Origin of the sequence: Hyphomicrobium sp. (genome assembly GCF_035687085.1) — a bacterium.
Classification (GTDB): domain Bacteria; phylum Pseudomonadota; class Alphaproteobacteria; order Rhizobiales; family Hyphomicrobiaceae; genus Hyphomicrobium_B.
On sequence record NZ_DASRYS010000013.1, the window covers coordinates 41,126 to 66,614 of the forward strand.

Sequence of the window (25,489 nt, forward strand, 5' to 3'; positions counted from 1 at the left end):
GCAGATCAGAACCGAATGAGACTAGGAGCGTTCGCCCGCCATGGCGTCCTGGAACAGCCGCTCGGCCGTCATCGCGAGTTCGCCGGCGTCGAGGTCAGAAACCTTGCCCGCCGAAACGACGACGCTGGCGAGAAGCTCCCGTGACCGGTGGTGATCTGCTTCCACGATTGAAGGCGCTATTTTCTTCCAGGCTGCGTCGAATGCCGATTGAAGCCGTTCGAGGTGTTCCGGCGTGAATGCGCCGCTTTGCAGAATGTGTCGCGCGCGCATGTGATTTTCTTTTCCAATCAAGTTGATTTCAAGCAAGGCGCTTTGTGCGCTCCGATGTCAAGCAAAGTCGCGCTCGCGACTCCGTTTGAGACCGTAGAATGCCACGAAGTCGCAATGATTATGATTTGTTAAAAAATTGGGAACAAATGCGCAGCTGCCGCATTGTCTTTAACGCGCTGTGTAACGAGCGCCAATAAGGGCAACTCGCAAGCAAAGAGAGATGATCGTGCGCGGTAGCGGTCTGCAACGGCGCGATCACACGAGACTTGTCCGCACCCACAATCAGGTCATCTGAAACTGGAATTGAAATTGAGTCGCGCCAGCGCCTGAAGGGCGCCGGCGTTTTGCGTTAGGCCTTCCAGATCGCGCCGAGTGCGAAGCCAACAGCGGCGGCTAGCACCAGCGTCGTTCGCGGCTGCTCGCGAAGCGATTGCGCGACGGCGCGGGACAGATTTCCGCTGACCTCCGCCATGCCCGATCCGAGGTTCAGCGAAGCTGCCGGGCTTCCCATTTGCGCTCCCGGCCGTTGCTGCGGCTCCAGCTCCGAATAGGCGGACAGCTGCTCGCTGCCGAACTGACCGGGAATACGGTTCCTGTCCAACTGCTCCTGCCGCGACGGATCGGGGTCGATCACCTCGTCCCGGGCGATATACTTCTGACTGATCGCCAGACGCGCGCTGGCTTCTGCAAGCTGCTCTTCAGGGGTTTTGTTTGCCATGAGGGTTTGTTCCTTTTTGTCCCTCAACGCGCGCTGCCCGAAAAACGTTTCCTGGCGTCCTAAAGCCTGAAGCGCGGCCCCTTCGTCACCGGATCGGACACGCCTGATCGCACGGAACCGGCTCGCTCTTCTCAACCGAGCCGCGGAAGATCGACACCGTTTCCTTCACGCACTGCCCGCCCGACTGCACGACGCGCACGATGTTGTCGCCGGCCTTCCCCTGGCACAGCACGGACGCATCCTGCGCGACCACGATCGGCTCATCACGGCGGCCCAGCGCTTCATCCGCCAGCGCACTCGAAATCAAGAGGCTCGCAAACCCGCCCGACCGCGACGCCGGCTTCGGCAGCTGCTCGAACGCAATCCACTCGTAATTGACCTGCCCGTCGGGGCTCCGCACGCGGATCGAAATGTCACCCGTCTTCGCACACGAGCCAACATCGACCCGCGCATTGCCTTGCGTGGACAGCGAGCGGTAATCGATCTTGCAGTCGAAGTTCTTCTCCAGAAGCTTCGCCTGCGTCAGCCGGTGATCGACCTGATTGAACGGCACGCCGTTTTTCCAGGAGAAATAGAGATTGCGCGCCGTCGGCACGGCCGCGGCGACCGACACCGCCAGCACCAAGAGCTTGACGGCCGAAAGGGTCCGGCTCGCCGGATGCGCGGGATGTCCGATATCGAGCAGTGATGGTGCCTGGCTCATGCTGTGCCCTCCCCTTGGCAGTGCCCGTCATTGCGGCGCGGCTGATTTCGGGCGAGCCATATCTCGGCGTCAAGGCTGAATGCTGACGGCTTGCTGACAGTGCCGTGAACGAGGAAGCCCAAAGCCTCTGCCGGCCTCCGGCCCCGCCCCCGGAAAAGGTTGCAGCTCGCCCCTCCAAGGGATCCAAAAGGCCCGCTAAAGCCTTGAAATACCGGCGCCAGCGCATCATCTGTGAGCGCTTGCTCCGGTCGCATTGCCGCTCCAGCCCCCCTCGGGTAGACGTTACCTCATGAAATCACCTGCGAAAAAGCCCGCCGCCCGCGCCGGGTCCGAACTGATGAAAACCATCCACGTGCGCGGGGCGCGTGAGCACAATCTGAAAAACGTCGATCTCGAAATCCCGCGCGACGCCCTCGTCGTGTTCACGGGCCTGTCGGGCTCGGGCAAATCCTCCCTCGCCTTCGATACGATCTACGCCGAGGGCCAGCGCCGCTACGTCGAAAGCCTCTCCGCCTACGCCCGCCAGTTCCTCGAGATGATGCAGAAGCCGGACGTCGATCACATCGACGGCCTGTCGCCCGCCATCTCGATCGAGCAGAAGACGACCTCGAAAAATCCGCGCTCCACCGTCGGCACGGTGACGGAGATCTACGACTATCTCCGCCTGCTGTTCGCCCGCGTCGGCGTCCCCTATTCGCCGGCGACGGGCCTGCCGATCGAAAGCCAGACCGTGGCGCAGATGGTCGATCGCGTCCTCGATCTCCCCGAAGGCACGCGGCTCCTGATCCTCGCGCCCGTCGTGCGCGGCCGCAAAGGCGAATACCGCAAGGAAATCGCCGAGTGGCAGAAGAAGGGCTACCAGCGCCTCAAGGTCAACGGCACCGTCTACGACATCGCTGACGTCCCCAAGCTCGACAAGAAATACAAGCACGACATCGACGTCGTCGTCGATCGTATCGTCGTGAAGAAAGACTTAGGGACTCGCCTCGCGGACTCATTCGAGCAATCGCTGAAACTGTCCGACGGCCTCGCCATCGCCGAATACGTCGACAAACCCTTGTCGAAAGCCGAGACCGAAGGCGCCAACAAGTCGAAGAACGACACGCACGAGCGCATCCTGTTCTCGTCGCGCTTCGCCTGCCCCGTCTCGGGCTTCACCATCGACGAGATCGAGCCGCGCCTCTTCTCCTTCAACGCCCCCGCCGGCGCCTGCCCGGTATGCGACGGCCTCGGCTCCGAACTTCGCTTCGAGCCAGACCTCGTCGTGCCCGACGGTTCGCTCTCCCTCGAGAAAGGCGCGATCTATCCGTGGGCGAAAACCGGCGTTTCCTCCCCCTACTACGAGCAGACGCTCGAAAGCCTTGCCAAGCACTACAAGGTGTCGATGAAGACGCCGTGGGAGCGCCTGCCCAAGCACGTGCAGCTCGCCCTTCTCTTCGGCTCGGACGATGAGGACATCGTCTTCACCTACTGGGACGGCAGCCGCAATTACTCGACCGAGAAGCCCTTCGAAGGCGTCATCGGCAACATCGCGCGCCGCTTCAAGGAAACCGACAGCGACTGGGTCCGCGAGGAACTCTCCCGCTACCAGGCTGCCCACCCGTGCGAAGGCTGCAACGGCTACCGCTTGAAGCCCCAGGCGCTCGCCGTGAAAGTCGGCGGCAAGCACATCGGCGAGGTCTGCGATCTCTCGATCAAGACCGCCAACGACTGGTTCGCGGAAATCCCGAAAACCTTCACCAAGCAGCAGTCGGAAATCGCGACGCGCATCCTGAAGGAAATCCGCGACCGGCTGAAGTTCTTGAACGACGTCGGCCTCACCTACCTCACGATGTCCCGCGCGTCCGGCACCCTGTCGGGCGGCGAAAGCCAGCGCATCCGCCTCGCCTCGCAAATCGGCTCCGGCCTGACGGGCGTGCTCTACGTGCTCGACGAGCCCTCCATCGGCCTCCACCAGCGCGACAACGACCGCCTGCTCGACACGCTGAAGCACCTGCGCGACATCGGCAACACCGTCATCGTCGTCGAGCACGACGAGGACGCCATCATGCACGCCGATCACGTGGTGGACGTCGGCCCCGGCGCCGGCATCCACGGCGGCCGCGTCGTCGCCCAGGGCACGCCGCAAGACATCATGGCGAACCCGGCGAGCCTCACCGGCGAATACCTCTCGGGCGTCCGCTACGTGCCGATCCCGAAAAACCGCCGCGCCCCCGACAAATCGAAAATGCTCACCGTCACCGGCGCGCGCTCAAACAATCTGAAGAACGTCTCGGCCTCCATCCCCGTCGGCCTCTTCACCTGCATCACCGGCGTCTCGGGCGGCGGAAAATCGACGCTGCTCATCGACACGCTCTTCAAGGCGGTCGCGCGCAAGCTCAACAACGCCAAGGAGCACCCGGGCGAGCACGACAAGATCACCGGCATCGAGCACTTCGACAAGATCATCGACATCGACCAGTCGCCGATCGGACGCACGCCGCGCTCCAACCCGGCAACCTACACCGGCGCCTTCACGCCCATCCGCGAATGGTTCGCGGGCCTCCCCGAAGCAAAAACGCGCGGCTACGAGCCCGGCCGCTTCTCCTTCAACGTCAAAGGCGGACGCTGCGAAGTCTGCCAGGGCGACGGCGTCATCAAGATCGAGATGCACTTCCTGCCGGACGTCTACGTCACGTGCGAGGAATGCAAGGGCAAGCGCTACAATCGCGAGACGCTCGCAGTCACCTTCAAGGAGAAGTCCATCGCCGACGTGCTCGACATGACGGTCGAGGAAGGCGCGGAGTTCTTCAAGGCCGTCCCCTCGATCCGCGACAAGCTCGAAACGCTCGCGCGCGTCGGCCTCGGCTACATCCACATCGGCCAGCAGGCGACGACGCTCTCGGGCGGCGAAGCGCAGCGCATCAAGCTGTCGAAGGAACTCTCACGCCGCGCGACGGGACGCACGCTGTACATCCTCGACGAGCCGACGACGGGACTTCATTTCCACGACGTCGCCAAGCTCCTCGAAGTGCTGCATGAGCTTGCTGACGCCGGCAACACCGTCGTCGTCATCGAGCACAACCTCGAAGTCATCAAGACCGCAGACTGGGTCATCGACCTCGGCCCCGAAGGCGGCGACGGCGGCGGCACCATCGTCGCTGCCGGCACCCCCGAAGACGTCGCCAAGGTCAAAGAAAGCTACACGGGCCAGTACCTGAAGCCCGTCCTCGCCCGCAAACCCGCGCCTTCCGGCCGGCTCGCGGAACGCGAGTCGGAAGGCGCAAACAAAAGAGCCAAGAAGCAAGCCGCTGAGTAACCTCCGCGCCCGGCGGCCGGCGCGACGAAGGAGAGTCGCCGGGCGCCAATTAAAAACTCTTCCCCTCCCCCTTGCGGGGAGGGGTTAGGGGTGGGGGTCCGCACCCACCGGCCCCTCCGTTCGATTATCGCAGGGCGCTAACTAGAAAAATCTACTTAGATACGCCGCGTCTTCATCCGAGATGCCGACGATCTTGTTCGTCGTCTGCCGATTAATTTGAAATCGACCGCATCTACGCTTTGGCAAACGCTCGTATCTTCCCAACCGAATTAGTTAGGCAGGCAAGATCCTTCCCGGCATCCAGGGCCAACGCCAACGCGTGACACAGAACCGATGGATTCTTTTTAAGTCGCCTATAGTTCCAGCCAAACTCCCCACATACAGCCTTAACGGACTCAAACCAGCCATCATTCGTCGATGCAATAGAGCTTTGAATATTTTCTTTCCATATTGTAGCTGCCTCATCGGAGTAGTCGGCGTCCGGCCAAATACACTTATTCTCTGGGTCTTCGGGCAACCCAAGCAATTTTACCAACTTTGCGTTGAGCGTTTTATTTTCTGCAGTTTGCTGCGCATCGCAATCTGTATCCGCATCAAAAATAACGTACTTCGGAATGCTAAATCCCTGAGCGAGAGCAATCATATTTATTAGATTCGCCTTTCCACCAGCCGCCACAACATGGCCACCGCACCTCAAGAATTCTTCCAGAGCACCCATATGGTCTAGCAAAGCTGTAATAATGGCCTTATCTTCTGCGCCTTCCACCAAGACGAGCTTGTTACAGAAAAATGCTTCGCTCAGCTCTGGCTGGATGAATTGATCGAGCTTTGCCATCGTTGCCCTCTCTCCGATGGCCTCTTCGCCAGCAAGACTCGAGAGAAATTGTCGGTGTTGATCAATCGTCCAAAAAGACGTTTTCGAAAGGGTTCCAGGCGCCTTTCTGACGACCCGCAAATTGTCAAACGTCCGAGCAGAAACAAAGTGCGGACTATGACTTGTAATTAGGACTTGATCGCTTTCCGATATTTTCTGAAGCGAAACACTGAGATGACGCGCCTGCGGAGGGTGTTGGTATAATTCCGGCTCTTCGATCGCCAGTATGATCGATGGCTGATTCTCGACGGAGAATTTTGAATTCAGGTGCACCAACGTAAGCAAATAATTTCTTTGCAGGCCATGACCAAACCTCGATACATCTCCTCGAAAGGAATCGTCGCTCAAGATTGAGCGAACAAGGGGCATTCTCAACGTCACGTTCTCGTCAGTTAAATCTGTCCAATCGAGATGCACGTGAGCGTCGGTCGACGTTATTTTGCGGAATTCCTGATCGAGAACAGCTTCGAGCTTAGAGACCTCAACTTTATAGTCCTGAGTAAGTGCTTTGATCTGATCGTGTGCAGTCGCGCGTATGGATTCAATCTTTTGGTCAACTTGCACCTTCGCTCGGATAATCCGATCGATAAGAACCCCGAAAGCCGTGTTTTTAGCTTCTTCGTCCTCGTCCGCCGCGTCCTTCACGGCGGGAATATAAACCCAATCAACATACTGCCGTAGCCTCGCCGCGACGCCGGAAGCGCCAAAAGCCAAATCTTCACTTTCGATCATCTCGCGTCGGTCAGGGTGATCTTGCTCGTACTTTTGAAGCGCCGACTCAAAGACACTGACCGCAGCGGACGTCGGAATGGACGGCAGATCCTCGAACTCGCCGGAACGCAATCCATTATAGAAGGCCTTTTTCTCTGGAGCTTTTCCTTCAAAAAATCCGCCAAACGCCTTTATTCCCTCTCGACGGCCGTGAATAGACGATACGACCACCCCATCAATTATTTTTCCGCGAATGAAGAACTCTAACTTGCCGTGCCTTTGGTAGTGTTCAAATCCCGGAAGCGGCTGGTCGGGCAGACCAGAGAATGTCAGCGAAATCACGAGCTCGGATTTAGGATCATTGAAGTCAGACTGATGAAGCGGGCTGATCTTCTGGGAACTGCGAAAGAAGATGTCCGCTGCCTTGAGGACAGTGGACTTTCCGCTATTGTTCGCCCCTATGATGCAGGTGTAAGGCGAAAGATGGATTTGCTCGCTTCGAAAGCAGCGGAAATTTTCTAAAGAGATGGAATGCAATCTCATTGCTACCTCCGAAAATTTTAATCATTCATTCAGCAGCACATATTCCTCCATTCGGGGTCACTCAAGCCAAAACGTCCATCGTCCCCGCTAAAGGGGTCCGTTCTTGGCCTGACGGATATTGTAAGGGCCTAAAAACCTATCCCCGCCGTCCGCACACGCAGCATCCACCCAAAAAAAAAGCCGGGCGGATTTCTCCACCCGGCTGATCTTGTCCGGACTCTCAATTCGCGCTCCGCACTTGAGCCCACGCATCGCGGGCCGAAGGCGCAGCGAGCAACTTACGGGCACATCCAAACCGGCCCGACAGCCACGCATCCGCGCGCATGCCAGCGCGCCGGCCGCGAATGATAGCGGTGCCATCCGCGATAGCGGTCGCGCCGATAGTGGCGATGATGATGCCGCGCGTGGCCGCGCTTGAATTTGCGATGGCCCTTGTAATGCCGATGGCGCTTGTATTGGGCGAGCTCGATGCCGCTATGGCCGTTGCTCAAGCCGCCGAGCGCCGTCGGCGCAGGGGCAGCCGTTGCCGGGACGGTGGCGCCGAACGCCGTGCCCAATGCCAGAAAACCAACGATTACGAGATTTCTCATCTCAGGGTCTCTCCTTTTACTTGTATGTCATTGCACGCAGCCCGGTCACCCACCGGACTGCATGGGACGCGCGCGGCGGCGATCGCCACCGCACCTTTAGCCAACGATCTGGCAGCGCAGACCCGGCGCGCGAATTCGCATCAAAAGCCCGTTTCGGCGCTGTTTTTTCTGAAAAGATTTGGCCTCACGCGCGGAACTTTTTTCGCGTTCCGCGTCGGGCGTTTGTATTCAATCGGGCGGACGGCTGCGCGGCCTAACACTTCCGCGTCGGGCGGCCGGCTCCCGGAACGGGAGTCGCCCGGCGCACCAAAAAGTTGCGGTGCGCCTCATAAATCGCATTGCGGAAATATGTGTACCAGCAACGGTCCTTTACTTGGCAACTGCCAAGCACTGGACTAGCGTTCGGGTAGATTTGTCCGCACGGGGGGTTGCTATGCAGGTTTTCAAGTTAGGCTTCATGGCCGCGATTATGGTGTCCGGACTTTCGGCGATGGCTCAGGCGGCCAATTGTACCCGGGTCGCAGCCCTTGGCGATAACGTCACCCACGATCTGGCGGTGCTGTTCTCCACGAACGCACTTAAGAATACGATCGCCGGGCGAGGACTCATAGGCAAGGGGCCCGTGAAAACCACCTGCAAATCATCGACGGCGATGGTTGAGTGTCACTCCTCGCAGATGGCCTGCAAGGGCGGGACGCCCGCAACCTGCCTAGGCGCCTGGCTCTGCTTCTGAACGCGGAGTTAGACGTGGGCTCGTGATGCTTTGGGCTACTTTTGGCCCGAAGCAGACGCTTAACCGCGCGCGCTCTCTATTTGCACTCAGCGCCTTCTGGGTCCCCCACAAAAAAACTTATCCCCGCGGCCCGCGCACACCGCATAATCCTCTCACCCATCCGGCAAGGGCATCACGCGAGGCGTCGCGTGGCGCTCGGATGGGGCAGCCTCACCCGCTCGCGGCACGCGCGCGATGCGGACAAGGCGGAAGGCCACGTCCGCACGGGGTGAGAAGCCCGTGTGCGGAGCATCCCGCTTCATTAAGTGACCTGGCCGGAACCCTGTTCTTTGGCTGTCACGGAGCGGACCGGTTCCGAGACGAACCTTGCGAAGGCCCACGCCGCGGAACCCGTCCGCTTCGTGCTTGATTGCTTGCACACGGCGACTCCCCTCCGGGGAGCCGGCCGCCGTGTGCGCGTGCGTGTTGCACACTCATCTTCTTGTTCTATCTCCCGGACACGGCTAATCAGGCGGCATCGTCTGCACGCACCGTTTGCTGAGCGCAGCTGACGTCGGCGAAAAAGCAGGCTTGGGGACCAGGGGGAGAACCACGATGACCGGACTTGCTAGCCGCTACTTCGCATCCGCGTTGATCTACGCCGTGCTCGGCATGGCCCTGGGCGTCGCGATGGGCATCACGGAAGATCACGCGCAGATGCCGACGCACGCGCACATGCTCGTCATCGGCTGGGTCAGCTTCGCGCTCTTCGGATTCTTCTATCATCTGTTTCCCGCAGCCGAGAAAGGCCGCCTCGCCACGGCGCAGTTCTGGCTGGCAGAAATCAGCCTGCTCACCATGGTGGTCGGACTTGCGCAAATCTTCGCAGGACGTGCCGACACCGGCACGCCCTTCGCCGCCGCCGCTTCGATCGGCCTGTTGACGTCGATGATCCTGTTCGCAATCAACGCCTGGCCCATCGTCCGCCGCGCGTAACGCCTTCCGGCCAGCTCACCGCGTGTCCGCATCCGGCGGCCGGCTCGACGAAGGAGAGTCGCCGGATGCAATCAGAAAACGGCGCAAACAAAGAGAGAAAGCACCAACGTGCAAATCGCTTTGATCAACGTCTTCACCGTCGAGCCAGCGAACCAGCAGCAGCTCATAGATTTGCTCACGCAGGCGACCGAACAGTTCGTCGCCCACGCGCCGGGCTTCATATCGTCGACGCTCCATCGCAGCTTGGACGGCAAGAAAGTGACGATGTACGCGCACTGGCGGAGCCCCGAGGACTACGAGGCCATGCGAAAAGATGCGAGGCCCCGGCCCTTCCTCGAAAAAGCCCTGACGATCGCGAAGTTCGATCCGGGAATGTACGAGATCGTGCAGACATTCTCGCCCCCGCAAGTACGGAGCACTTGATGACGCCAGCAGAAACGGCGCAGCACTACCGCAATTACATCGAAGCGCTGAACACCGGCGGCTATCGCGATCTCAAGGCCTTCGTCGCCGATGAGCTGACTTATAACGGCCGCAAGCTCACGCGCGCCGACGACGAGGCCATGCTCGCGAACGACCACGACACGATCCCGGATCTTTATTTCCACATCGACGTGCTCGTCGTCGAAGGCAACGACATCGCCTGCAAGCTCGACTTCAACTGCACGCCGGTGAAGGAATTCCTCGGCCTCAAACCTAACGGCAAGAAGATCTCATTCTCCGAGCACGTCTTCTACCGCCTGCGCGACGGCCGCATCAGCGAAGTCCGCTCGCTCATCGACCGCGACGCGGTCGCAAGACAGTTTGCCGAGTGATCACCGGCAAGCTTCCACTAATAACCCCTGCGAATATGCCCGCGAGGATGCGAACTATAGCCGTACTTGTTCAACAGCTCGCGCTCGCGTGGGTTCAAGCGCTCTCCCATTCGCGCCTTCGCGCGCGCGGCCTCGAGACCGGCCGGCGAAACCGCGTGCGCCGCGGGCACAACGAACGATGCCAAGATCAACGCCGCACCAGCCCCGGCAATCCAATTGCGTTTCATTGCTGAACTCCTTGTCGCAAATCGAGCCTCGGCTTTATCGGCCCGGTGCCTGGGCGTGAGTGCTCGGGCATAGCGTTGCGAACTAGTACGCATCGCGACCGTTCCAACAAAAAAAAAGCAGCAGACCGAAGTCCGCTGCTCTTCTCTCCCAGATCGTGTTTGACTCAATTAATAATCGTACGGTCCATAGCCACCTGGGCCGATGTAGACGCTGACTCCTGGTCCGCGATCGTAGTACCCATCGTAGCCGCGATAGCGATAGCCGTAACCGTAATCGTCGTTGCCGCCATACCGGCGAAGCTGTTCGCGATCGCCGCGATTGAGATAGCGGCCTTGCCGCTCTTTCGCGCGTGCGCCTTCAACGCCGGAAATCGAATCGGCCTGGACCGTTGGCGCGACGAACGCCGCCATCAACGCGGCGCCAGCCGCAGCCATCACAGTTCTCTTGATCATCACACCTCCAATCATCTCTTGAAAGTCAGAGTTAAACAGACGTGCGCCTGCATGCATGGCCAACGCCATGCCTAGCCGCCTGTTCCAGCCCGCTGGGCGGCGGAAGGCCACACCCTTCGCTGGCCCGCGATCGAGGTCCGCGAGACGACTGAGAAACAAAGATATCCCCGCGGTCTCGCAACGCGTTACGATCTACCGATCGAACGGGTGTTCAGGCCGGACCGGGGGCGGGGCCGGTCAGCGCATTTGCCGAAGCGCCCGCCGGTATTCGTAATCGCGATCGCCGCCGCGCCAGGATTCGTGTTGGCTGCTGTATTCGTACCGGCGATCCGGATACTGCCTGTACCGGGGATAGTGCGACTTGCTTTTACCGTGCGCGCCCTCGGCGATGATGATCGGCTTCGCCTGGGCAAATGGGACAATGAATGATAGCGCAAGCACGGCGGCCGCGGCCGCCATCCAATTCGAATTCATGCGTTTGCTCCCTACGGTTCTTATTGGGGGCATTTCTTGACGCCCGATTGAGCAGACGAAGAATTTAACTCGCCGCCTGCCTACTCATCGCAATGCGCCGCAATTTCGAGACGTGCACTGCGCATTCGCAAATGCTTCACATGCCGTGCCGATAGCGCCAGCCCATCTCGCGGTTCTCCATGCGGCGGCGCATGGCATGGCGGCGCAGCATCTCGCGTTCCCGCGGTGTTAGATTCTCACCAATGCGCGCCTTGATACGCGCGCGTTCGAGCGGCGTCAGGTGCCGTTGTGCGTTCGCCACCGGCACCGCAACAGTTGCAATGGCCAATGCGGCGCCAGCCGCAGCAATCAAATTCCATTTCATGGTCGAGCCCTTGTCTCATCTCCAAACCGCACATCAGGCAGCGATTAATCAGCCGCCGCGCGCCTCGCATATCGAAGCCCAACTCGATCTAACCACCGCCGTTCCAACTCAAAAAACACAAGCGGACGGCGCTTATACTCGTCTCTGTGCTGACGGCTTAACCAGCACTCAACCAAACTACGAGCGCATCGCGCGTCATTTGGGACAGCACTCGGCAATCCGGGCTATCGTTATGGAAAACGGGTGTTCCATGCGTGTGCTCTGCATCTTCCTCGCGGTCGTCGCATTTCTGGATAGCCCGCGGGCCGCCCGCGCCGAGGATGATTTGAAGACAATCCTCGAATTCACCCGCACGAAATATCAGGTCCCTGCCCTCGCCGCGGCCGTCGTGAAGGACGGAAAGCTCATCGCCGCGGGGGCCGTCGGCAATCGGGTCGCGGGGCGGGACCTTCCGGTGAGCGTCGATGACCGTTTCCACCTCGGCTCCGACACCAAGGCGATGACGGCGACACTGGCGGGCATGATGGTCGATGAAGGCAGGCTTCGCTGGAATTCGACGATTCAAGAGGTGCTCGGCCCGCTTCTTCCCGGTCTGCGCCCGCGGTTCGCGAACATCACGCTGCGCCAGCTTCTTTCCAATACGAGCGGCCTGCCCCCTGACAACGAAGAGATCGGCAGGCTTTATTTCAGTCCCGATGCCGTCGATCATCCGCCGTCAGACTGGCGGCTAAAGATGATTTCGAATTGGGGAAGCCGGCATGACCCCAGCATCGCGAATGTCGGAAAGTTTCAGTACGCCAACCTCGGCTACGTCATCGCCGGCGCCATGATCGAAAAGGCCTCGGGCAAGCCGTGGGAGCGGCTGATGTACGAACGCATCTTCGTGCCGCTCGGACTGAAGACGGCTGGCCTCGGCGCGCAGGCGACGTTCGGCATCTACGATGCGGCCGTCGGCCACCGCATCGATAGCAAGGGCAAGGTAACCCCGTATCCGTGGGGCGAAGCCGCCGATCTGCCCGCAGCTTTGGGCCCCGCAGGCCTCGCGCACATGAGCATCAAGGATTTCGCGGCGTGGGCCGGTTGGAACGCGGGCGAAGGCAAGCGCGGGCCCGCCATTCTCAAGCCGGAGACGCTCAAGCTCCTTCACAAGCCCGTGGTCGAGATGCAGGTCAAAGACCCCAAAACCGGCGCGATGAAAACGGGCTCGTACGCGCTCGGCTGGGGGCTGTCGAAATTCGATTGGTCGGACAAGCCGCTGCTTACCCATAACGGATCGAACGGTATGAACTTCGCATCCATTCTGATCGACCCGGATCGTGACCTGGCGATCGTTGTAGCCACAAACATCGCTGGCACGCGCGCCGATCCCGCGACGCTGGAAGTAATGAAATCACTTTATGCTAAGTATTCAAAATGACGGAGGACAACGGCGGCAGCCCGGATGCAAGGCCTCCATTGCAGATCCGGAATCAAGTCGGGGCGACCTCCATGTTTCTTCTGCCTTTCTGGCAACGTCTGATCATCACCATCATCGCGATGCTGGCGGCGAGCTATCTCATCTCCCTCGCATGGCAGCAGCTGTTCGATTTCCCGCTGCCCATTTATCTCGGCGGTGTCATCGGCGGCCTGGCGGCTTTGCCTGTTTGGGACTTCCTGAAGCGGATCAGACCGAGAGGGTCCTGATCGAACCCTCCCGCAATCATTGGCCCTCGCCGCTCGTGCAACGTCCTAGTCGCGCAGCACCGACCGGATCTGGTCCTCGTACTGCTTCACGGCCGCAAGCGCCCGCGACTTCATCGCGGGATCCGACCCCTCGCGTTCAGTGAAGCTCTCGATGGCGTTGCGCGCATTGTTGACAATGGCCGTGGCCGACGCCTGCGGGTTCATCTCGCGGCTGGCGATCTTCTGCAGGAGCTGCGTGAGGATGACGCCGGTCGCAAGCGACAGCCCAGAGAGTTCGGCGACCTCGCGCTTCAAGTCCGCGATTGCCTGGTTTGTGTCGATACTGTCCGCCATCCCAAAAACTCCTTCCAGCCGATGTCGCGTTGCCTAATACGATTGCCGCCGCCCATGCAAGCCCGCACTGCCAAGGAGGAGCACGCAGCGAGGTCGCGGCGCCGAGGCGCGCGAGCGGCCAGCGCGCGAAACAGGCATCGCGGCCCGAAATTCGCCACCAACATTTGACAAGATGCATGCCGCGGGGATTGAGAGCATCAGTTTTGGGGCGAGCCATGATCGAGCGAAAGCCGGCAAACATAGGCCGGACGCTTTCCATCCCGCGCACGGCGACAATCGAGGGCGGCGTAGACTACCCCGGCCCCGTAGTCGTCGAAGGCACCATCCTTGGCGACGTTAACTGTCTCTCGCTCCTCGTCGCAGAACGAGGCGTCGTTGAAGGCACGATCAAGTCCGAGGACGTGACCATCCTCGGCGAAGTCACGGGCGAAATTTTTGCCGATCGGCTGACGCTCAAGGCCGCGTGCCAAGTCAACGCCGATATCGTGCACAAGCGGCTTCTTCTGGAAGATGGCTCATTCTTCGAAGGCAAATCGCGCCGCCACGCCGAACCGCTGCGGCTGCTCTAGTTCAGCAGGTCCATCAAAGACTGCGTGCCCCGCCGAATCCCGTACATATGCGGAGCGGGGGGAAGAAACGCCAATGCCCCCGGAAACCAAGGGGGGAAATCTTGCTTTCACGCCGTCAATTCTGCTGCAGCGGAGCGATCGCTGCGAGCCTGCTGACCGTCGACCAGTCCTTCGCCGCCAGCCAGTGCGAAGCACTCACGCAAGCGACCCAGTCTGCGATCAGTCCGGATGACGCGCTCGCGCGGCTCAAGGAAGGCAACGAGCGCTTCGTTTCCGGCAAGTCGATCAATTGCGATCTCATGGCGCAAGTGCAGGCAACCGCGAATGGTCAATACCCCTTCGCCGTCGTCATTGGGTGCATCGATTCCCGCGTGCCGCCGGAATTCGTTTTCGACCAGCGCATCGGCGATATCTTCAGCGCGCGCGTGGCGGGCAACGTCATCAACGACGACATCGTCGGCAGCGCCGAGTTTGCAGCCAAACTCGCGGGAGCGAAACTCATCGTTGTGCTTGGGCACAGCCAGTGTGGCGCTGTGAAGGGTGCCGTCGACGGCGCCGAGCTTGGCAAGCTGACCGGACTTCTCGCAAAGATCCACCCCGCCATCGAAGCAAACAAGAATGAGCCCGGCGAGCACACGAGCAAGAATGGCGGCTTCGTACAAGCTGTGGCGCTTGATAACGCCAAGCTTGGTGTTGAAATGCTGACGAAGAAGAGCACCGTCCTCTCCGAACTCGTGGCCGATCGAAAGCTGATGATCGTGCCGGCAATGCACGACGTTGCCACGGGCCGCGTGACGTTCATGAGCTGATCGTCGCTGCCTGACCACCGCCAGAATGACGGCGTTCCGGCTCGGGGAGCCGGCCGCATCGTATCGAACCTGTGAGCCGGCGGGTTCACAGACAAGATGCTTTGCGACCGGCACCGCGAGACGGATGCCTCACCGCGATCAAAGCACGGGCAGGACCACCGTCCTGTTCCCTGGGGAACAGCACAAGCTCGCCCCTGAGACATTGCTGACGTAGGATTGCGGAAAGACGCGCGCAGCCAGAGGTTCTCAAAGGTGCCATCAGTTCTCATAACCGGAACGTCGTCAGGCTTCGGCCTTGTGATTGCAGTCGAGCTTGCCAAACGCGGCTGGCACGTCATCGCAACGATGCGGGACCTCACGAAGCGAAAGGCGATCGACCGCGCCTTGGAGGCCGCTGGCGTCGGCGCCAACGTCCGCATTGAGCAGCTCGACGTGACAGACCCCGTATCCATGGATCGTGCCATCGCGAGGCTAGATCTCGGCAATCAGCGGCTTGATGCAGTCATTCATAACGCCGGCGTAGCGGTCGGCGGCGCCTTCGAGGACCTCGATGAAGCACACATTCGTCATGTGATGGAGGTGAACTACTTCGGCGTTCTCGCACTGACGAAGCGCCTGCTTCCCGCCTTCCGCGCCCAGAAGCACGGCCGTATCGTGATTATATCGAGCGAAGCGGCCTTCGCAGGCCAGCCAGGCAACTCACCTTACAGCGCTGCGAAATGGGCGGTCGAAGGCTGGGCGGAGGCCGTCGCCTACGAACTCGAGCACTTCAACATCGACATGATTTTGATCGAGCCCGGCGCCTATCGCACGAACATCTGGCAAAGCTCGCCGCGCGTATTGCCGAAATCGAGCGCTTACTATCCCCTGATGCGGCATCTCGAATTCACGATCGATGCCCATGTCGCAAAAGCCGCCCGCGATCCGATTGAAGTTGCGACCGCTGTGGCCCGCGCTCTGGAAGCGCCTCACCCGAAATTCCGGACGGCCGTGGGCCCGACGGCGAAATTCATGCACTTCACACGCGGCAAGCTTCCAAGCACCGTCGTGCGCAAACTCTTCAGTCGATTTTTCTCGTTGAATAAAGTGCGCTGGTAGCCACGAGGCGCGACGCAGACAGCACAAACCGCCGCCTGCGTCCGCAGGCGACGGCTTTTTGAAAGCTGGCGCTTACCGGTTATGTTCGCGCTTGTACTGCTCGATATCGGCTTGCGTGACTTCGCTCGATTTGCCGAGCGCCTGGATGCATCCGTCCGTCAGCATTTTGCGGTGCTCACGCATGCACTGCCTTGCAGCTTGCGTCCCGACCTTATGCTGACTGCAATAAGCGGCGTAATCCGAAGAGCACGCGTCCTTGACCGCCTGACTGACGGCGAAAGCACAACCCGACGACAAGGCGAGCATCACCACCGCCAGACTTGCGACCCTCTGCATGATAGTTTTCCTTCAATGCCATTCCGTGGAGCAACGCAAATGACCTGACGTTGTTCCGCGGTCAAGCGCGACAAACCCGAACGCAACAGCGCAAGGCAGATGTCAAACTAAACTCACGCGCCTCGCGCAGATCAGGCAACCCATCTTGTATGAGATAAGCCCATGCTTAGGCCCGAATCTTCACCATCACAACGCAGGGCAACACCCGTGGGCGAGACATTGGCCTCAATCGCCGTGCGCTGATCGACCGCGCCCACGTTCATTTATTCGAATGCAGAATTGCGGCTTTGAACGCTCCCGCTCAAGCAACATCACATAAGACGAAGCTTCCGATCCTGCATGTCGACGACGTCCGACGGCTGCGGACGTGGCGAGACCTGATTGCGCCCATTGCGCTTGGCAGCGTAGAGCGCCGAGTCCGCGGCGGAAATGATAACGCCGACGCGGATCTCGCGGCTCACGATGGCGGATGCCACTCCCATGCTTACCGTCACGACATCGCCAATCGGCAAGGCCGGATGAGGAATGGCAGCATCCTCGATCGCGCGCCGGATCCGCTCCGATATCCTCACGGCAGTTGAAAGATCGACGCCACGCAGAACGAGAATGAACTCTTCGCCGCCGAACCGGAACGCCGTATCGACGTGATCTCGCAATTCGCTTTGAATGATCCCCGCAACCCGCTTCAGGCAGACGTCGCCGGCCTGATGACCGGCCGTATCGTTGAAGGCCTTGAAGTGGTCGATGTCGAGCAGAACGATTGCCAGCTCCTGGTTCCAGCCCTTGTTCTGGTTACAAACCTCGATCACCTCGTCGAGCGAGCGCCGGTTGCGCAACCCCGTCAGCGGGTCTCTTCGGCTCTCGACGTCGAGTTCGCGCCGCTGCAGGCGCCCGCGAAGCGACAACAGGAAGTTCATGCGCATTTCACGTTCGAGCACATAAGACGCAAAGATCGCCAGCACGACGGCGCAGCCGAAGACGGCGTTGGCAGAGACCTGAAAGTCGAGGGGATACTGAGGTAGCATCGCGAGCCCCACGGCATGCATCGCAAAGCAGGCAAGGCAAGCCGCGACCGCATACCAAAAGCGGATCCGCTGAACCATCGTGATGAAGAGCAGGATCAGGATGATGATCTGGTGCTGAGCATCGTGATGCGGGCCATGCGCGGCCAGCATTAAATAGAGATTGCTGCCTGCCCCGAGAACGACGGCGCCCGCGGCCACTATGAGTTCGCGTACGCCGACCGGCGGATTCAAATACAATGTCGCGATGAGCAGCAAGGCAATGGGCGTAACGACGCCCAGACGTACCCAGAGCGCAATATGAAACGTGTCCGGCGCGGTCAACCAGTCCGATATCAGGAAGAGATTGTAGAGAACGACGCCGAACAAAGCGCCGATCGCAAGCTGCCGGCACCTGTCGGCGCCGACTTCTGCCTCGAACGCAGCCTCGAGCCGCCGGGGGAATTTCAGCCACGGAAATCCGGAACGGATGGTCCTCTCGACGATCCTCGAGTCGACACCGGCTGGTATGTTTTCGTGGGACACTCGTTCCATCACAGGTGCTTCTGCTCAGTTCACGGAGTGAGCAAAAGCAACGTTAAGACCACCCGCCTTAATAGGAGGTACACAGACGAGATGGTGGGCGGGCGCGCAACGGCACAATTCGTCGCCCGCGCGAGCGGCCCACGACAGAACCTGATTGCAGCCATCAGCGGGGCGAGGTCACAAAGACGCGCAATTTCAGCGCCTTACCTCGTCGCTTCTGGCCTTGCACCGCTCATCGCGCGCTCTTCTTCTTCAATTAACGGACTTCAAAGCGCGTTCCGGATCCTGCAGCGAACTTTTAGAAGAATGCTTGCGAGATGATTAAAGTCATTCAGGAACGGCAGCCGCCTCGACGGGCGCTGAGGCGTCTTCGCCGCTTTTTCGAACGCGGCTCGCCGGCTTGACCATGAGAAGCAGAAGCCCGGCTAAGAGGATCATCCCGCTCGCAATCTGAAATAGCGTGCTGAAGGGGATGTTCTGCTCTTTCAACCGCCCGCCGGCGTAGGTCATGACGCCCCCTGCGGTCGTCCCAGCAAAATTCAACAGCCCATAGGCAGTAGCCCGCACGCGGAAATCGACGACTGTGCAAACAGCCGGCATCAGGTTGGCGTCGAGAAATCCTTGCGACATGCCCGCAACGACAATGCAGCAAAGAATGACGGGAACGTACTCCACCGCGCCCATCAGATAGAGGCACGGCGCCGCGATGATAAACCCGATGGCCGGCACCAGTGCGCGCGCCCGAACGTTTGAGCCCGCCCACCAATCCGAAACATTGCTCGCAATCAACATTCCAAGAAACGCGGCCCCATTGAACGTCATTGGGCCATAGACGCCGGCCCACGCGGGATCGACGCCAAGCTCGGACCGGAAGAATTCGGCCAGCCAATTGCGGACAGGCCAATAGGCGGCGCCGTCGAGCACGTTCATCAACAGCAGCAGCAGAAATCCCGGCGCCAGCAAGAGCGATGCCGCCGAAGCCGCATCGCTTGCGCCAACTTCTGCGTCCTCTCGGGCAGACTGAGCCCCCGCCTCGAGGCGGGATGGAAAGATGACAGTCAACAGAAGCGCGTAAGCGACGCCGATGCCGCCGATGACGAGAAAGACCGCGCGCCAGCCAAAGGCTTCAGCCATGAAGCCGCCAAGGCCTCCGAGCACGGAACCCGCGTAGACTCCACTCAGATGCAGACCCGTCGCCCGGCTCCGTGTCGGCCCGCGATGATATTCGACGATCAGAGCGACCGCGGCGGGCATGTAGAACGCCTCGCTGACGCCGAGGACAGCGCGTGCGAGAAGCATGCCTTCGAAGGAGGTCACAAGGCCGCTGACAAAAGTGGCGGCCGACCAGACGACGAGGCTCGCCAGAATGACTTTCTTCTTGCCGGCGCGATCGGCAACGTAGCCGGCCAAAGGCGAACAGAAGCCATAGACCCAGAGGAAAACCGACGACAGCAGGCCGAACTTCTCGTCACCGAGGCGGAGGTCCGCCTTGATTTGGCCGGGCATCGTGACGACGAGCTGACGATCGAGGTAGTTGAGCAGCGCGACGGCCCACAGCAAGCCGACGATCGCCCATGCCATGCGTCCCGCTTTTGTTGTCATTCCCCGTCGCGCCCCTTACCCCGGCGCGACTTAGGCCGAAAGCGCGGCTCACCGCAACCGGTAGCAATTCTGAAAGACGCGCGGCGCCCGGGTGACGTCGTATCCCGCCATGCATTGGACGAGATAGGTCTCGTTCGGATGCTTGAAGAGGATGAAGGTCGAACGATTGTCCGAATTGCTGGCGTAGCCCGCAATCTGCCAGCCCGATTTCATCAATTGCGAGATCGATCCGGCGGAGCGGTCCGGATCATCATCGGCGATCGTTGAGCCGCCGATTGCGGCCGCCGGAATCAAGAGAGCCGCAATGACGGCGGCGCACGTCCGTATAAGCATCGCATGGGCTCCGCGAAGAAGTTCATCCGCCAGCAGCGAGCGTCACGCGCGACCTGGGGCGCTCCGATCCTAGCATATTCAGACCGATCAAGCCCGCGACGGCCGTCTGCCATGCGACGAGAAGAACAGCACCGCCATCGAAATAGTTCGTCGCCGGCAACAGCACACCAAGTAGCGCGCCCGCCATGACGATGCTGCTCACAGCGACCGGTCTGCGCAATGATGGGACGAACGCCGCCGCGCCCGCCCACGTGATGGCCGCTCCCACCGCACCTGCCACAAACCCTGCGAGACATGACTTGATGAGACTGGGACCGGCCGCCGCGAGCAATGGACCGTCTATCTGAATCGCGACATTGACCGCCGCTTCCCATGCGATCCACGTCACCAGCATGACCATGATCACCCCGGCGGGCGAGACGTGACCAAACCGCCAGAGCCCGACGCCCAAGGCCAACCCGAACCACACGCCGGTCAGAACCATATAGAGGCCCGGCTGCGGGGCCTCGCCGTAGTTGCCATCATTGAACTGAAGGCCGAGCCAGGCAGATAACGCTCCGCAGGCTGCAAGAAACACGGTTGGATGGCGGATGAGATCGGGCATGGCAGAGCACTCGAGGTGATGCGATCAAAGCCAATCAAAGCGCCCGACATTGGCCGGAGAATGGTGGATAAAAGGCGTCCACTGCTCAATGCGGGAGGTTTGGTAACCTGGGAACAACCTTAATCGGCTAGACGTTAGGCGCTCATACATTTCTTGAGTTCGAGTGAGCCACCGGGAGAATTGACCAATGAAAGTCGCCGCTCTTGGAATTTGCATTGTCGCGTTGATGCTCGGAGCCTGCCGTCGTGAGACGCCGGAATATGTACCCATGAAGCTTGGTGGGCCCGTTCCGGCTTCCCAGGATGCCCCTCAGCGCTAATTCCGCGTTCAGTTTTGCGTTTATTCAGTTCGCGTAATGAGTGAGGAAGTGCAGCGCCGGCGCCACTGGTTTGGCGTATCGCCGGCGCTGCTTCATTTTGGCTATTGAGACGAACGCTGAGTCGCCCGTAGCCTTGCTCCAACATCAGAAGAAACGCGTCGAGGTCACGCTCAAGTTGCAAATCGAACGGCAGATTGGCTGCTGCATCGGTTGAACGATTTGGAGCGACCATGACGGAAAAGACCGACGCCATCTTTGCCCTCGCCCTCTTCATACTGACGATTGTCGGCTTGGCCATTTCATCGGCCGTGCATGCCGAACAAGCCGTACTCGCGACATCAGTAAACTGATCGACACTGGCGGTCCTATGCGGGAGAACTCCGCCCCTCGCTCAGCGGTCGAGCACTCAGTCGTAAATGTACGTGACCATGAAGGTACGGTCGGCCAGGTTGGATCCCGCCGGCGGTATCGGATAGCTCGTCTGTTGGGCGGCGAAAACGACGTCCTGATTGAGCGACGGATTCTTGGACCCCGACAGCAGCTTCACCTCGACGACATTGCCCGTTTCGGACAACAGAATTCTCACCGTCACGCGGCCGAGCGCATCCGTCAGCTGCGGCATCGTTTGCTGCAGCGCGCGGATCACCGCCCGGGCGAAGGCGTCATTGAGGCCCGAGCGGGTAATGCCGGGCGGCCGCTGAAACGCAGCCCCGCCACCGCCGCCGCTGAACGAGGGAATTGCCGGCGCCGACAAATCGAGAGCCGCCATCTCATTTTTCTTCGGCTTCGAGGGTTGTTTGGACGGCTGCTTGGGCGGTGTCTTGGCCGCCTTCTTCGTCTCGGTCTTGGGCTCCGGCTTGCTCTCAGGCTTAGCCTCGGGATTGGGCTTCGGCTCCGTCTGACTCTGCATCTTCGTTGGATCTTCATCCTGAAGCGAGAACAGGTCGGGCGGATTGCTGTCCGGGCTCGCATCATCGAGCTTGGCGAGTTCCTGCTCCGGCTTCACCGGGTCAGGCTCCGCCATTTCCTCGGGAGGAGTAGGCGGCGTCTCGGGCTGAGGCTTTTCTTGCGCCTGCGGCGGCGGCGGCTCTGGCTGAGCTTCGGGCTGCGCCTGCTCAGGTTTGGGCTGCTGAGTAGGCTGAGGCGGCGGCGCCTCCTGTGTCGGCGCAATCGGACCGGGCGGCGGTGTTACCGGCTCATCGGCCATGGCGCGGTTCTTGAGATCCGCTTCCGTGACGAGCGACACGCTGATCGCATCATCGGAGCCCGTCTCGCTGCCCAGGCGCTTGGCATGACCGGTTGCGACCGCACCGATGAAGAACGAGGCGTGCAGCAGCGCGGCAACTGCGAGAGCAATGTAGAAATTTCGCTCGCGATTCGACGCGCCCTCGCCCCAGCGCGAGAAGCCCGCAATAGAAAGACCAGCCGTTTGCTGTACGTCTTCGGCGATCATGTTTCTATGTTCAATTCCCACGGTAGCAAATTACATCGCTTGCCCCGGCCCGAACCAGAGATGATAACTGAACGGCGGAAAAACGCCGAGATCGCATGGTGGCGATTATGCGTGATGCGCCCTGAGGTCGCGGGAAAAGCGTTGCATCCAAACTAAGCGATTCGCTCTCCCTGAAAGTTGGAGCTCTCAATTCGTGAAGGCGGCCCATGCCCCGTAAAAGCACCCGACCTGCCGGAAAAATCCGAGCGGGCATCGGAGGTTGGACGTTCGAGCCGTGGCGCGGCGTGTTCTATCCGGACGATCTTCCACATGCAAAAGAGCTTGAATACGCGAGCCACCATCTCGCCACGATCGAGGTCAATGGCACCTATTACCGGACCCAGAAGCCCTCGACCTTCGCGAGCTGGGCCAAGGAAAGTCCCGATAATTTTGTCTTTTCCTTGAAAGGGCCCCGTTACACGACAAACCGGCGCGTGCTCGCTGAGGCGGAAGAATCGATCAAGCGGTTTATCGATTCAGGGATTACTGAACTGGGTCCCAAGCTCGGCCCCCTGCTCTGGCAATTCGCGCCGACGAAGAAGTTCGACGAAGAGGACTTCGGCGCCTTTCTGGACCTCCTTCCAGCCAAGGCTGGCAGCCACAAACTGAAACATGCCGTCGAACCGCGTCACCCATCCTTCTGCACGCGCGAATTCATAGAACTCGCGCGCAAGAAATCCGTGGCCATCGTGTTCGCCGATCACGCCACCTACCCGGCGATCGCCGACGTGACGAGCGACTTCGTCTATGCGCGATTGCAGACTGGCGATGACAACATCCCAACCGCCTATAAGCCGAAAGCGCTCGACAAGTGGGCCGAGCGCGCCAAGGCGTGGGCCGCGGGCGGCGTGCCAAGTGATCTTCCGATCATTGATAGTGGCGCCAAGCCCGCACCGTCACCGCGTGACGTGTTCGTGTACTTTATCCATGAGGGCAAAGTCCGCGCCCCGGCCGCGGCCATGGCTTTCCAGAAGCGCGTCTAAGATACTAGGGCGCTCGCAAGCCTTGCCTGCGAGCGCACGATGCTAGCCCTTGGCCTCTTCGTCGAGGTTGAGGCAGACCGAGTTGATGCAATAGCGCTTGCCGCTTTCCGTCGGGCCGTCGTCAAAAACGTGGCCGAGGTGCGACCCGCAGCGCGCACACGTGATCTCAGTGCGCACCATGCCGTGCGAGGTATCGGTGTGATATTCGACGGCGCCGGGCAGCGCTTCGTCGAACGACGGCCAGCCCGTCCCGGACTCGAACTTCGCATCGGACGAGAACAGCGGATTACCGCACGCCGCGCACGTGAATGTGCCGTCGCTGTCAACCTCGAGATATTCGCCCGTGAATGGCGGCTCGGTGCCCTTCTCGCGCAGCACACGATACTGCTCGGGCGTCAGCCGCTTGCGCCACTCGGACTCGTCCATCGGGACTTGTTTCTTTTCCATTCGCTTTATGTCCGCCAACTGGAGTTGAGGTGCAAGCTATACGCTCGAGCGGCGGCAAGCCTTACCAGCGGGCGCGCCGATCGAGCCTTCGCAGATCGATCTGAACGGGCTCGGGCGGAGGCTGCAGAGCGTAGCAAGGACGCCCGTTGCAGCCGCTCGGCCATCCGTACCGGTCCATCAGCTCAGCGTTCTCGGGCGTCAGCCGGCCCGCCCGGTATTCGGCACGGGCATGCTCGACGTCGAAGATGGAATCCCCTGCCCCCGCTGCGGTCGGCAGCAACCCGGCCAGCGCCAACGCGGCGGCAAAACAAAGTGCGCTCTTCATGGCTTTTCCACCCTCTGTTGATCAGCAAACACCCAGCTAGCGCGCTGCGCCCACCATTAGCTGTAGCAAGCTGAAATACGGTGAGCGAGTTCTTATCACTCGGAAATAATCAGAAATTGCATAACCTGATCTGCTCCCACGCCTCGCCGATGCCACGTTGATGGGGCGAATCTGGTAAACAGGGAGAATAAATCCGGGGCTCCGTGGCGATCGCCGTGCCCCTTCGCCCAAACAATGAGGAGCACATCATGTCGGACCGGACCCAACTCGCGATTGGCCGCAATTCGATATCCGTACCTCGCATGACGAAGCGGCTCGTTGAAGCCGTCATCGCCACAGGGCTGACGTCGCTGGTCGCATTCGTCATTCTCGTCTTGAACAACGTGCTGACCAACCGCGGCGGATGGCTAGAGGGCTTCGATGTCTGGCGCGCATTCATGCGTCAGCCGGCAATCCTTGGAACGATGTTCCTGACGTCACTTGTTACCGTGATGTATCTCACGTGGCAGCGGGACCGGCTGAACAAGCGCTAGGCTTCCATCACGCTCCGAAAAAAACAAAACGGCGAGATCCGATCTCGCCGTTGCCATTTCCAGAGAGAGTCCCGAAAGGCCGTCAGCCTTTCAGCGAGGCGTTGCACAGACTGTAGTATCCGCCGCCTTTTTGGATCCACTTCAGGCCGCCATTGGCGTTCGAGGCCTTGTTCGCCTTGTACTGGTCGAGGCATGTGTGCATGCGAGCTTTGCCAGCCGTCTCCTTCGAATACTTCGGATCGATCGACTTCGGGAAGACCGTACCCGACGGTGCCGTCGTTGTGCTCTTGACTGCCGCCTTGTCATCGGTGCTGGCAGGGGCCGCAGGATCATCTGCGCCGCATTCTTTCTTGCGGAATTCGTTCCACGACTGGCCGTTCAAAGTGCCGGCAGATTTCGCTGCCTGGTACTTCACGCTGCATTCCTTCGTCGAAAGTGCAAAGCTCGGACCGGCGCTCGCCGCCGCGAAGGCGGCACAGACAGCTGCCACTACCAGAAAGCGTGAGGTCATCTGAGGTCTCCTTGGACGGCGATAATACTCCGGTCCATAACAAATCCGCATCCCCGGCCGGCAGCAAGTACAAAGACGTGGCTTGCGCTTCCAGCGTCGCGGCTAGGGTATAATCTTTCGCCGGTGCTGCGAGAACGTGGATTCCGGTCTACTTACTAAAAAGTATGGCAGCGCTTGCCTTGGGACGAAGACGAGACGGACGACCGGGCCCCGGAGC

General features: G+C 60.3%; 31 protein-coding genes. 12 read left to right on the plus strand and 19 right to left on the minus strand.

The genetic code is table 11. The features are described 5' to 3' along the window. Positions 1-21: 21 nt before the first annotated feature. The 3 genes from VFG26_RS10885 to VFG26_RS10895 form a co-directional block, all read right to left on the minus strand. Positions 22-270 (minus strand): hypothetical protein, encoded by a 249-nt coding sequence (locus VFG26_RS10885; RefSeq protein ID WP_325025153.1) that lies wholly within the window; start codon positions 268-270, stop codon positions 22-24. Positions 271-619: 349 nt separating this feature from the next. Next, the gene (locus VFG26_RS10890) at positions 620-988 is read right to left on the minus strand and encodes a hypothetical protein (protein WP_325025155.1); all 369 of its coding nucleotides are present in this window, start codon (positions 986-988) and stop codon (positions 620-622) included. Positions 989-1,073: 85 nt separating this feature from the next. Further along, entirely contained in the window at positions 1,074-1,691 is a 618-nt protein-coding gene (locus tag VFG26_RS10895; protein ID WP_325025157.1) for a hypothetical protein, read from the minus strand. A gap of 337 nt (positions 1,692-2,028) precedes the next feature. On the opposite strand from VFG26_RS10895, the gene uvrA reads away from it, so the two are divergent. Beyond that, a complete protein-coding gene (gene uvrA / locus VFG26_RS10900) occupies positions 2,029-4,989 on the plus strand; it encodes an excinuclease ABC subunit UvrA (protein ID WP_325026080.1) in 2,961 nt (986 codons plus the stop codon). Between the two features lie 232 nt (positions 4,990-5,221). On the opposite strand, the gene VFG26_RS10905 is transcribed toward uvrA, so the two are convergent. Further along, the gene (locus VFG26_RS10905) at positions 5,222-7,117 is read right to left on the minus strand and encodes an ATP-dependent nuclease (protein WP_325025159.1); all 1,896 of its coding nucleotides are present in this window, start codon (positions 7,115-7,117) and stop codon (positions 5,222-5,224) included. Positions 7,118-7,395: 278 nt separating this feature from the next. Then, positions 7,396-7,707, minus strand: a complete 312-nt coding sequence (locus VFG26_RS10910; protein ID WP_325025161.1) for a hypothetical protein — start codon at positions 7,705-7,707, stop codon at positions 7,396-7,398. Between the two features lie 433 nt (positions 7,708-8,140). Between VFG26_RS10910 and VFG26_RS10915 the strand changes: the two genes are divergently transcribed. From VFG26_RS10915 to VFG26_RS10930, 4 genes are all read left to right on the plus strand, one after another. Continuing rightward, positions 8,141-8,440, plus strand: a complete 300-nt coding sequence (locus VFG26_RS10915) for a hypothetical protein (RefSeq protein WP_325025163.1) — start codon at positions 8,141-8,143, stop codon at positions 8,438-8,440. Positions 8,441-9,034: 594 nt separating this feature from the next. After that, on the plus strand, positions 9,035-9,415 hold the full coding sequence (locus VFG26_RS10920) for a hypothetical protein (protein WP_325025165.1): 381 nt from the start codon (positions 9,035-9,037) through the stop codon (positions 9,413-9,415). Between the two features lie 108 nt (positions 9,416-9,523). Then, a complete protein-coding gene (locus tag VFG26_RS10925; protein ID WP_325025166.1) occupies positions 9,524-9,838 on the plus strand; it encodes an antibiotic biosynthesis monooxygenase family protein in 315 nt (104 codons plus the stop codon). Then, positions 9,838-10,230 (plus strand): ester cyclase, encoded by a 393-nt coding sequence (locus VFG26_RS10930; RefSeq protein ID WP_325025168.1) that lies wholly within the window; start codon positions 9,838-9,840, stop codon positions 10,228-10,230. Before VFG26_RS10925 ends, VFG26_RS10930 begins: the two co-directional genes overlap by 1 nt. Before the next feature lie 17 nt (positions 10,231-10,247). Here VFG26_RS10930 and VFG26_RS10935 read toward each other — a convergent pair whose 3' ends face one another. The 4 genes from VFG26_RS10935 to VFG26_RS10950 form a co-directional block, all read right to left on the minus strand. Further along, on the minus strand, positions 10,248-10,457 hold the full coding sequence (locus VFG26_RS10935) for a hypothetical protein (protein WP_325025170.1): 210 nt from the start codon (positions 10,455-10,457) through the stop codon (positions 10,248-10,250). Positions 10,458-10,625: 168 nt separating this feature from the next. After that, positions 10,626-10,910: a hypothetical protein gene (locus VFG26_RS10940; protein WP_325025172.1), complete on the minus strand. Its 285-nt coding sequence runs from the start codon at positions 10,908-10,910 to the stop codon at positions 10,626-10,628. Positions 10,911-11,147: 237 nt separating this feature from the next. Further along, entirely contained in the window at positions 11,148-11,384 is a 237-nt protein-coding gene (locus VFG26_RS10945) for a hypothetical protein (protein ID WP_325025174.1), read from the minus strand. A gap of 136 nt (positions 11,385-11,520) precedes the next feature. Continuing rightward, positions 11,521-11,748 (minus strand): hypothetical protein, encoded by a 228-nt coding sequence (locus VFG26_RS10950; RefSeq protein ID WP_325025176.1) that lies wholly within the window; start codon positions 11,746-11,748, stop codon positions 11,521-11,523. 250 nt (positions 11,749-11,998) lie between these two features. Here VFG26_RS10950 and VFG26_RS10955 point away from each other — a divergent pair, with 250 nt between their 5' ends. Together VFG26_RS10955 and VFG26_RS10960 are read left to right on the plus strand one after the other, a co-directional pair. Further along, positions 11,999-13,165 carry a serine hydrolase domain-containing protein gene (locus VFG26_RS10955; protein ID WP_325025178.1) on the plus strand — a complete coding sequence of 389 codons (1,167 nt, stop codon included), beginning with the start codon at positions 11,999-12,001 and terminating at the stop codon, positions 13,163-13,165. A 71-nt stretch (positions 13,166-13,236) separates the two neighbouring features. Next, complete coding sequence (locus VFG26_RS10960) at positions 13,237-13,431, plus strand: hypothetical protein (RefSeq protein ID WP_325025180.1); 195 nt, start codon at positions 13,237-13,239, stop codon at positions 13,429-13,431. Positions 13,432-13,476: 45 nt separating this feature from the next. On the opposite strand, the gene VFG26_RS10965 is transcribed toward VFG26_RS10960, so the two are convergent. Further along, positions 13,477-13,764, minus strand: a complete 288-nt coding sequence (locus VFG26_RS10965) for a hypothetical protein (protein ID WP_325025182.1) — start codon at positions 13,762-13,764, stop codon at positions 13,477-13,479. Positions 13,765-13,979: 215 nt separating this feature from the next. Between VFG26_RS10965 and VFG26_RS10970 the strand changes: the two genes are divergently transcribed. From VFG26_RS10970 to VFG26_RS10980, 3 genes are all read left to right on the plus strand, one after another. Then, positions 13,980-14,333, plus strand: coding sequence for a polymer-forming cytoskeletal protein (locus tag VFG26_RS10970; RefSeq protein ID WP_325025184.1), 354 nt, complete (start codon positions 13,980-13,982; stop codon positions 14,331-14,333). 101 nt (positions 14,334-14,434) lie between these two features. Further along, positions 14,435-15,142, plus strand: coding sequence for a carbonic anhydrase family protein (locus VFG26_RS10975; protein WP_325025186.1), 708 nt, complete (start codon positions 14,435-14,437; stop codon positions 15,140-15,142). A gap of 252 nt (positions 15,143-15,394) precedes the next feature. Continuing rightward, positions 15,395-16,240 (plus strand): SDR family oxidoreductase, encoded by an 846-nt coding sequence (locus VFG26_RS10980; RefSeq protein ID WP_325025188.1) that lies wholly within the window; start codon positions 15,395-15,397, stop codon positions 16,238-16,240. Positions 16,241-16,312: 72 nt separating this feature from the next. Here VFG26_RS10980 and VFG26_RS10985 read toward each other — a convergent pair whose 3' ends face one another. From VFG26_RS10985 to VFG26_RS11010, 6 genes are all read right to left on the minus strand, one after another. Beyond that, a complete protein-coding gene (locus VFG26_RS10985; RefSeq protein ID WP_325025190.1) occupies positions 16,313-16,576 on the minus strand; it encodes a hypothetical protein in 264 nt (87 codons plus the stop codon). Between the two features lie 311 nt (positions 16,577-16,887). Further along, entirely contained in the window at positions 16,888-18,132 is a 1,245-nt protein-coding gene (locus VFG26_RS10990; protein ID WP_325025192.1) for a diguanylate cyclase, read from the minus strand. Between the two features lie 318 nt (positions 18,133-18,450). After that, entirely contained in the window at positions 18,451-19,725 is a 1,275-nt protein-coding gene (locus VFG26_RS10995) for an MFS transporter (RefSeq protein ID WP_325025194.1), read from the minus strand. Between the two features lie 48 nt (positions 19,726-19,773). Then, a complete protein-coding gene (locus VFG26_RS11000; protein WP_325025196.1) occupies positions 19,774-20,058 on the minus strand; it encodes a hypothetical protein in 285 nt (94 codons plus the stop codon). Positions 20,059-20,080: 22 nt separating this feature from the next. Further along, a complete protein-coding gene (locus tag VFG26_RS11005; protein ID WP_325025198.1) occupies positions 20,081-20,662 on the minus strand; it encodes a hypothetical protein in 582 nt (193 codons plus the stop codon). 725 nt (positions 20,663-21,387) lie between these two features. After that, positions 21,388-22,434 carry a TonB family protein gene (locus VFG26_RS11010; RefSeq protein WP_325025200.1) on the minus strand — a complete coding sequence of 349 codons (1,047 nt, stop codon included), beginning with the start codon at positions 22,432-22,434 and terminating at the stop codon, positions 21,388-21,390. Positions 22,435-22,640: 206 nt separating this feature from the next. On the opposite strand from VFG26_RS11010, the gene VFG26_RS11015 reads away from it, so the two are divergent. After that, complete coding sequence (locus VFG26_RS11015; protein ID WP_325025202.1) at positions 22,641-23,456, plus strand: DUF72 domain-containing protein; 816 nt, start codon at positions 22,641-22,643, stop codon at positions 23,454-23,456. 42 nt (positions 23,457-23,498) lie between these two features. Here VFG26_RS11015 and msrB read toward each other — a convergent pair whose 3' ends face one another. Beyond that, entirely contained in the window at positions 23,499-23,903 is a 405-nt protein-coding gene (gene msrB, locus VFG26_RS11020; RefSeq protein WP_325025204.1) for a peptide-methionine (R)-S-oxide reductase MsrB, read from the minus strand. 61 nt (positions 23,904-23,964) lie between these two features. Next, positions 23,965-24,228, minus strand: coding sequence for a hypothetical protein (locus VFG26_RS11025; protein WP_325025206.1), 264 nt, complete (start codon positions 24,226-24,228; stop codon positions 23,965-23,967). 248 nt (positions 24,229-24,476) lie between these two features. On the opposite strand from VFG26_RS11025, the gene VFG26_RS11030 reads away from it, so the two are divergent. Further along, complete coding sequence (locus VFG26_RS11030; RefSeq protein WP_325025208.1) at positions 24,477-24,761, plus strand: hypothetical protein; 285 nt, start codon at positions 24,477-24,479, stop codon at positions 24,759-24,761. Positions 24,762-24,843: 82 nt separating this feature from the next. Here VFG26_RS11030 and VFG26_RS11035 read toward each other — a convergent pair whose 3' ends face one another. Further along, a complete protein-coding gene (locus VFG26_RS11035; protein ID WP_325025210.1) occupies positions 24,844-25,272 on the minus strand; it encodes a hypothetical protein in 429 nt (142 codons plus the stop codon). Positions 25,273-25,489: the final 217 nt, after the last annotated feature.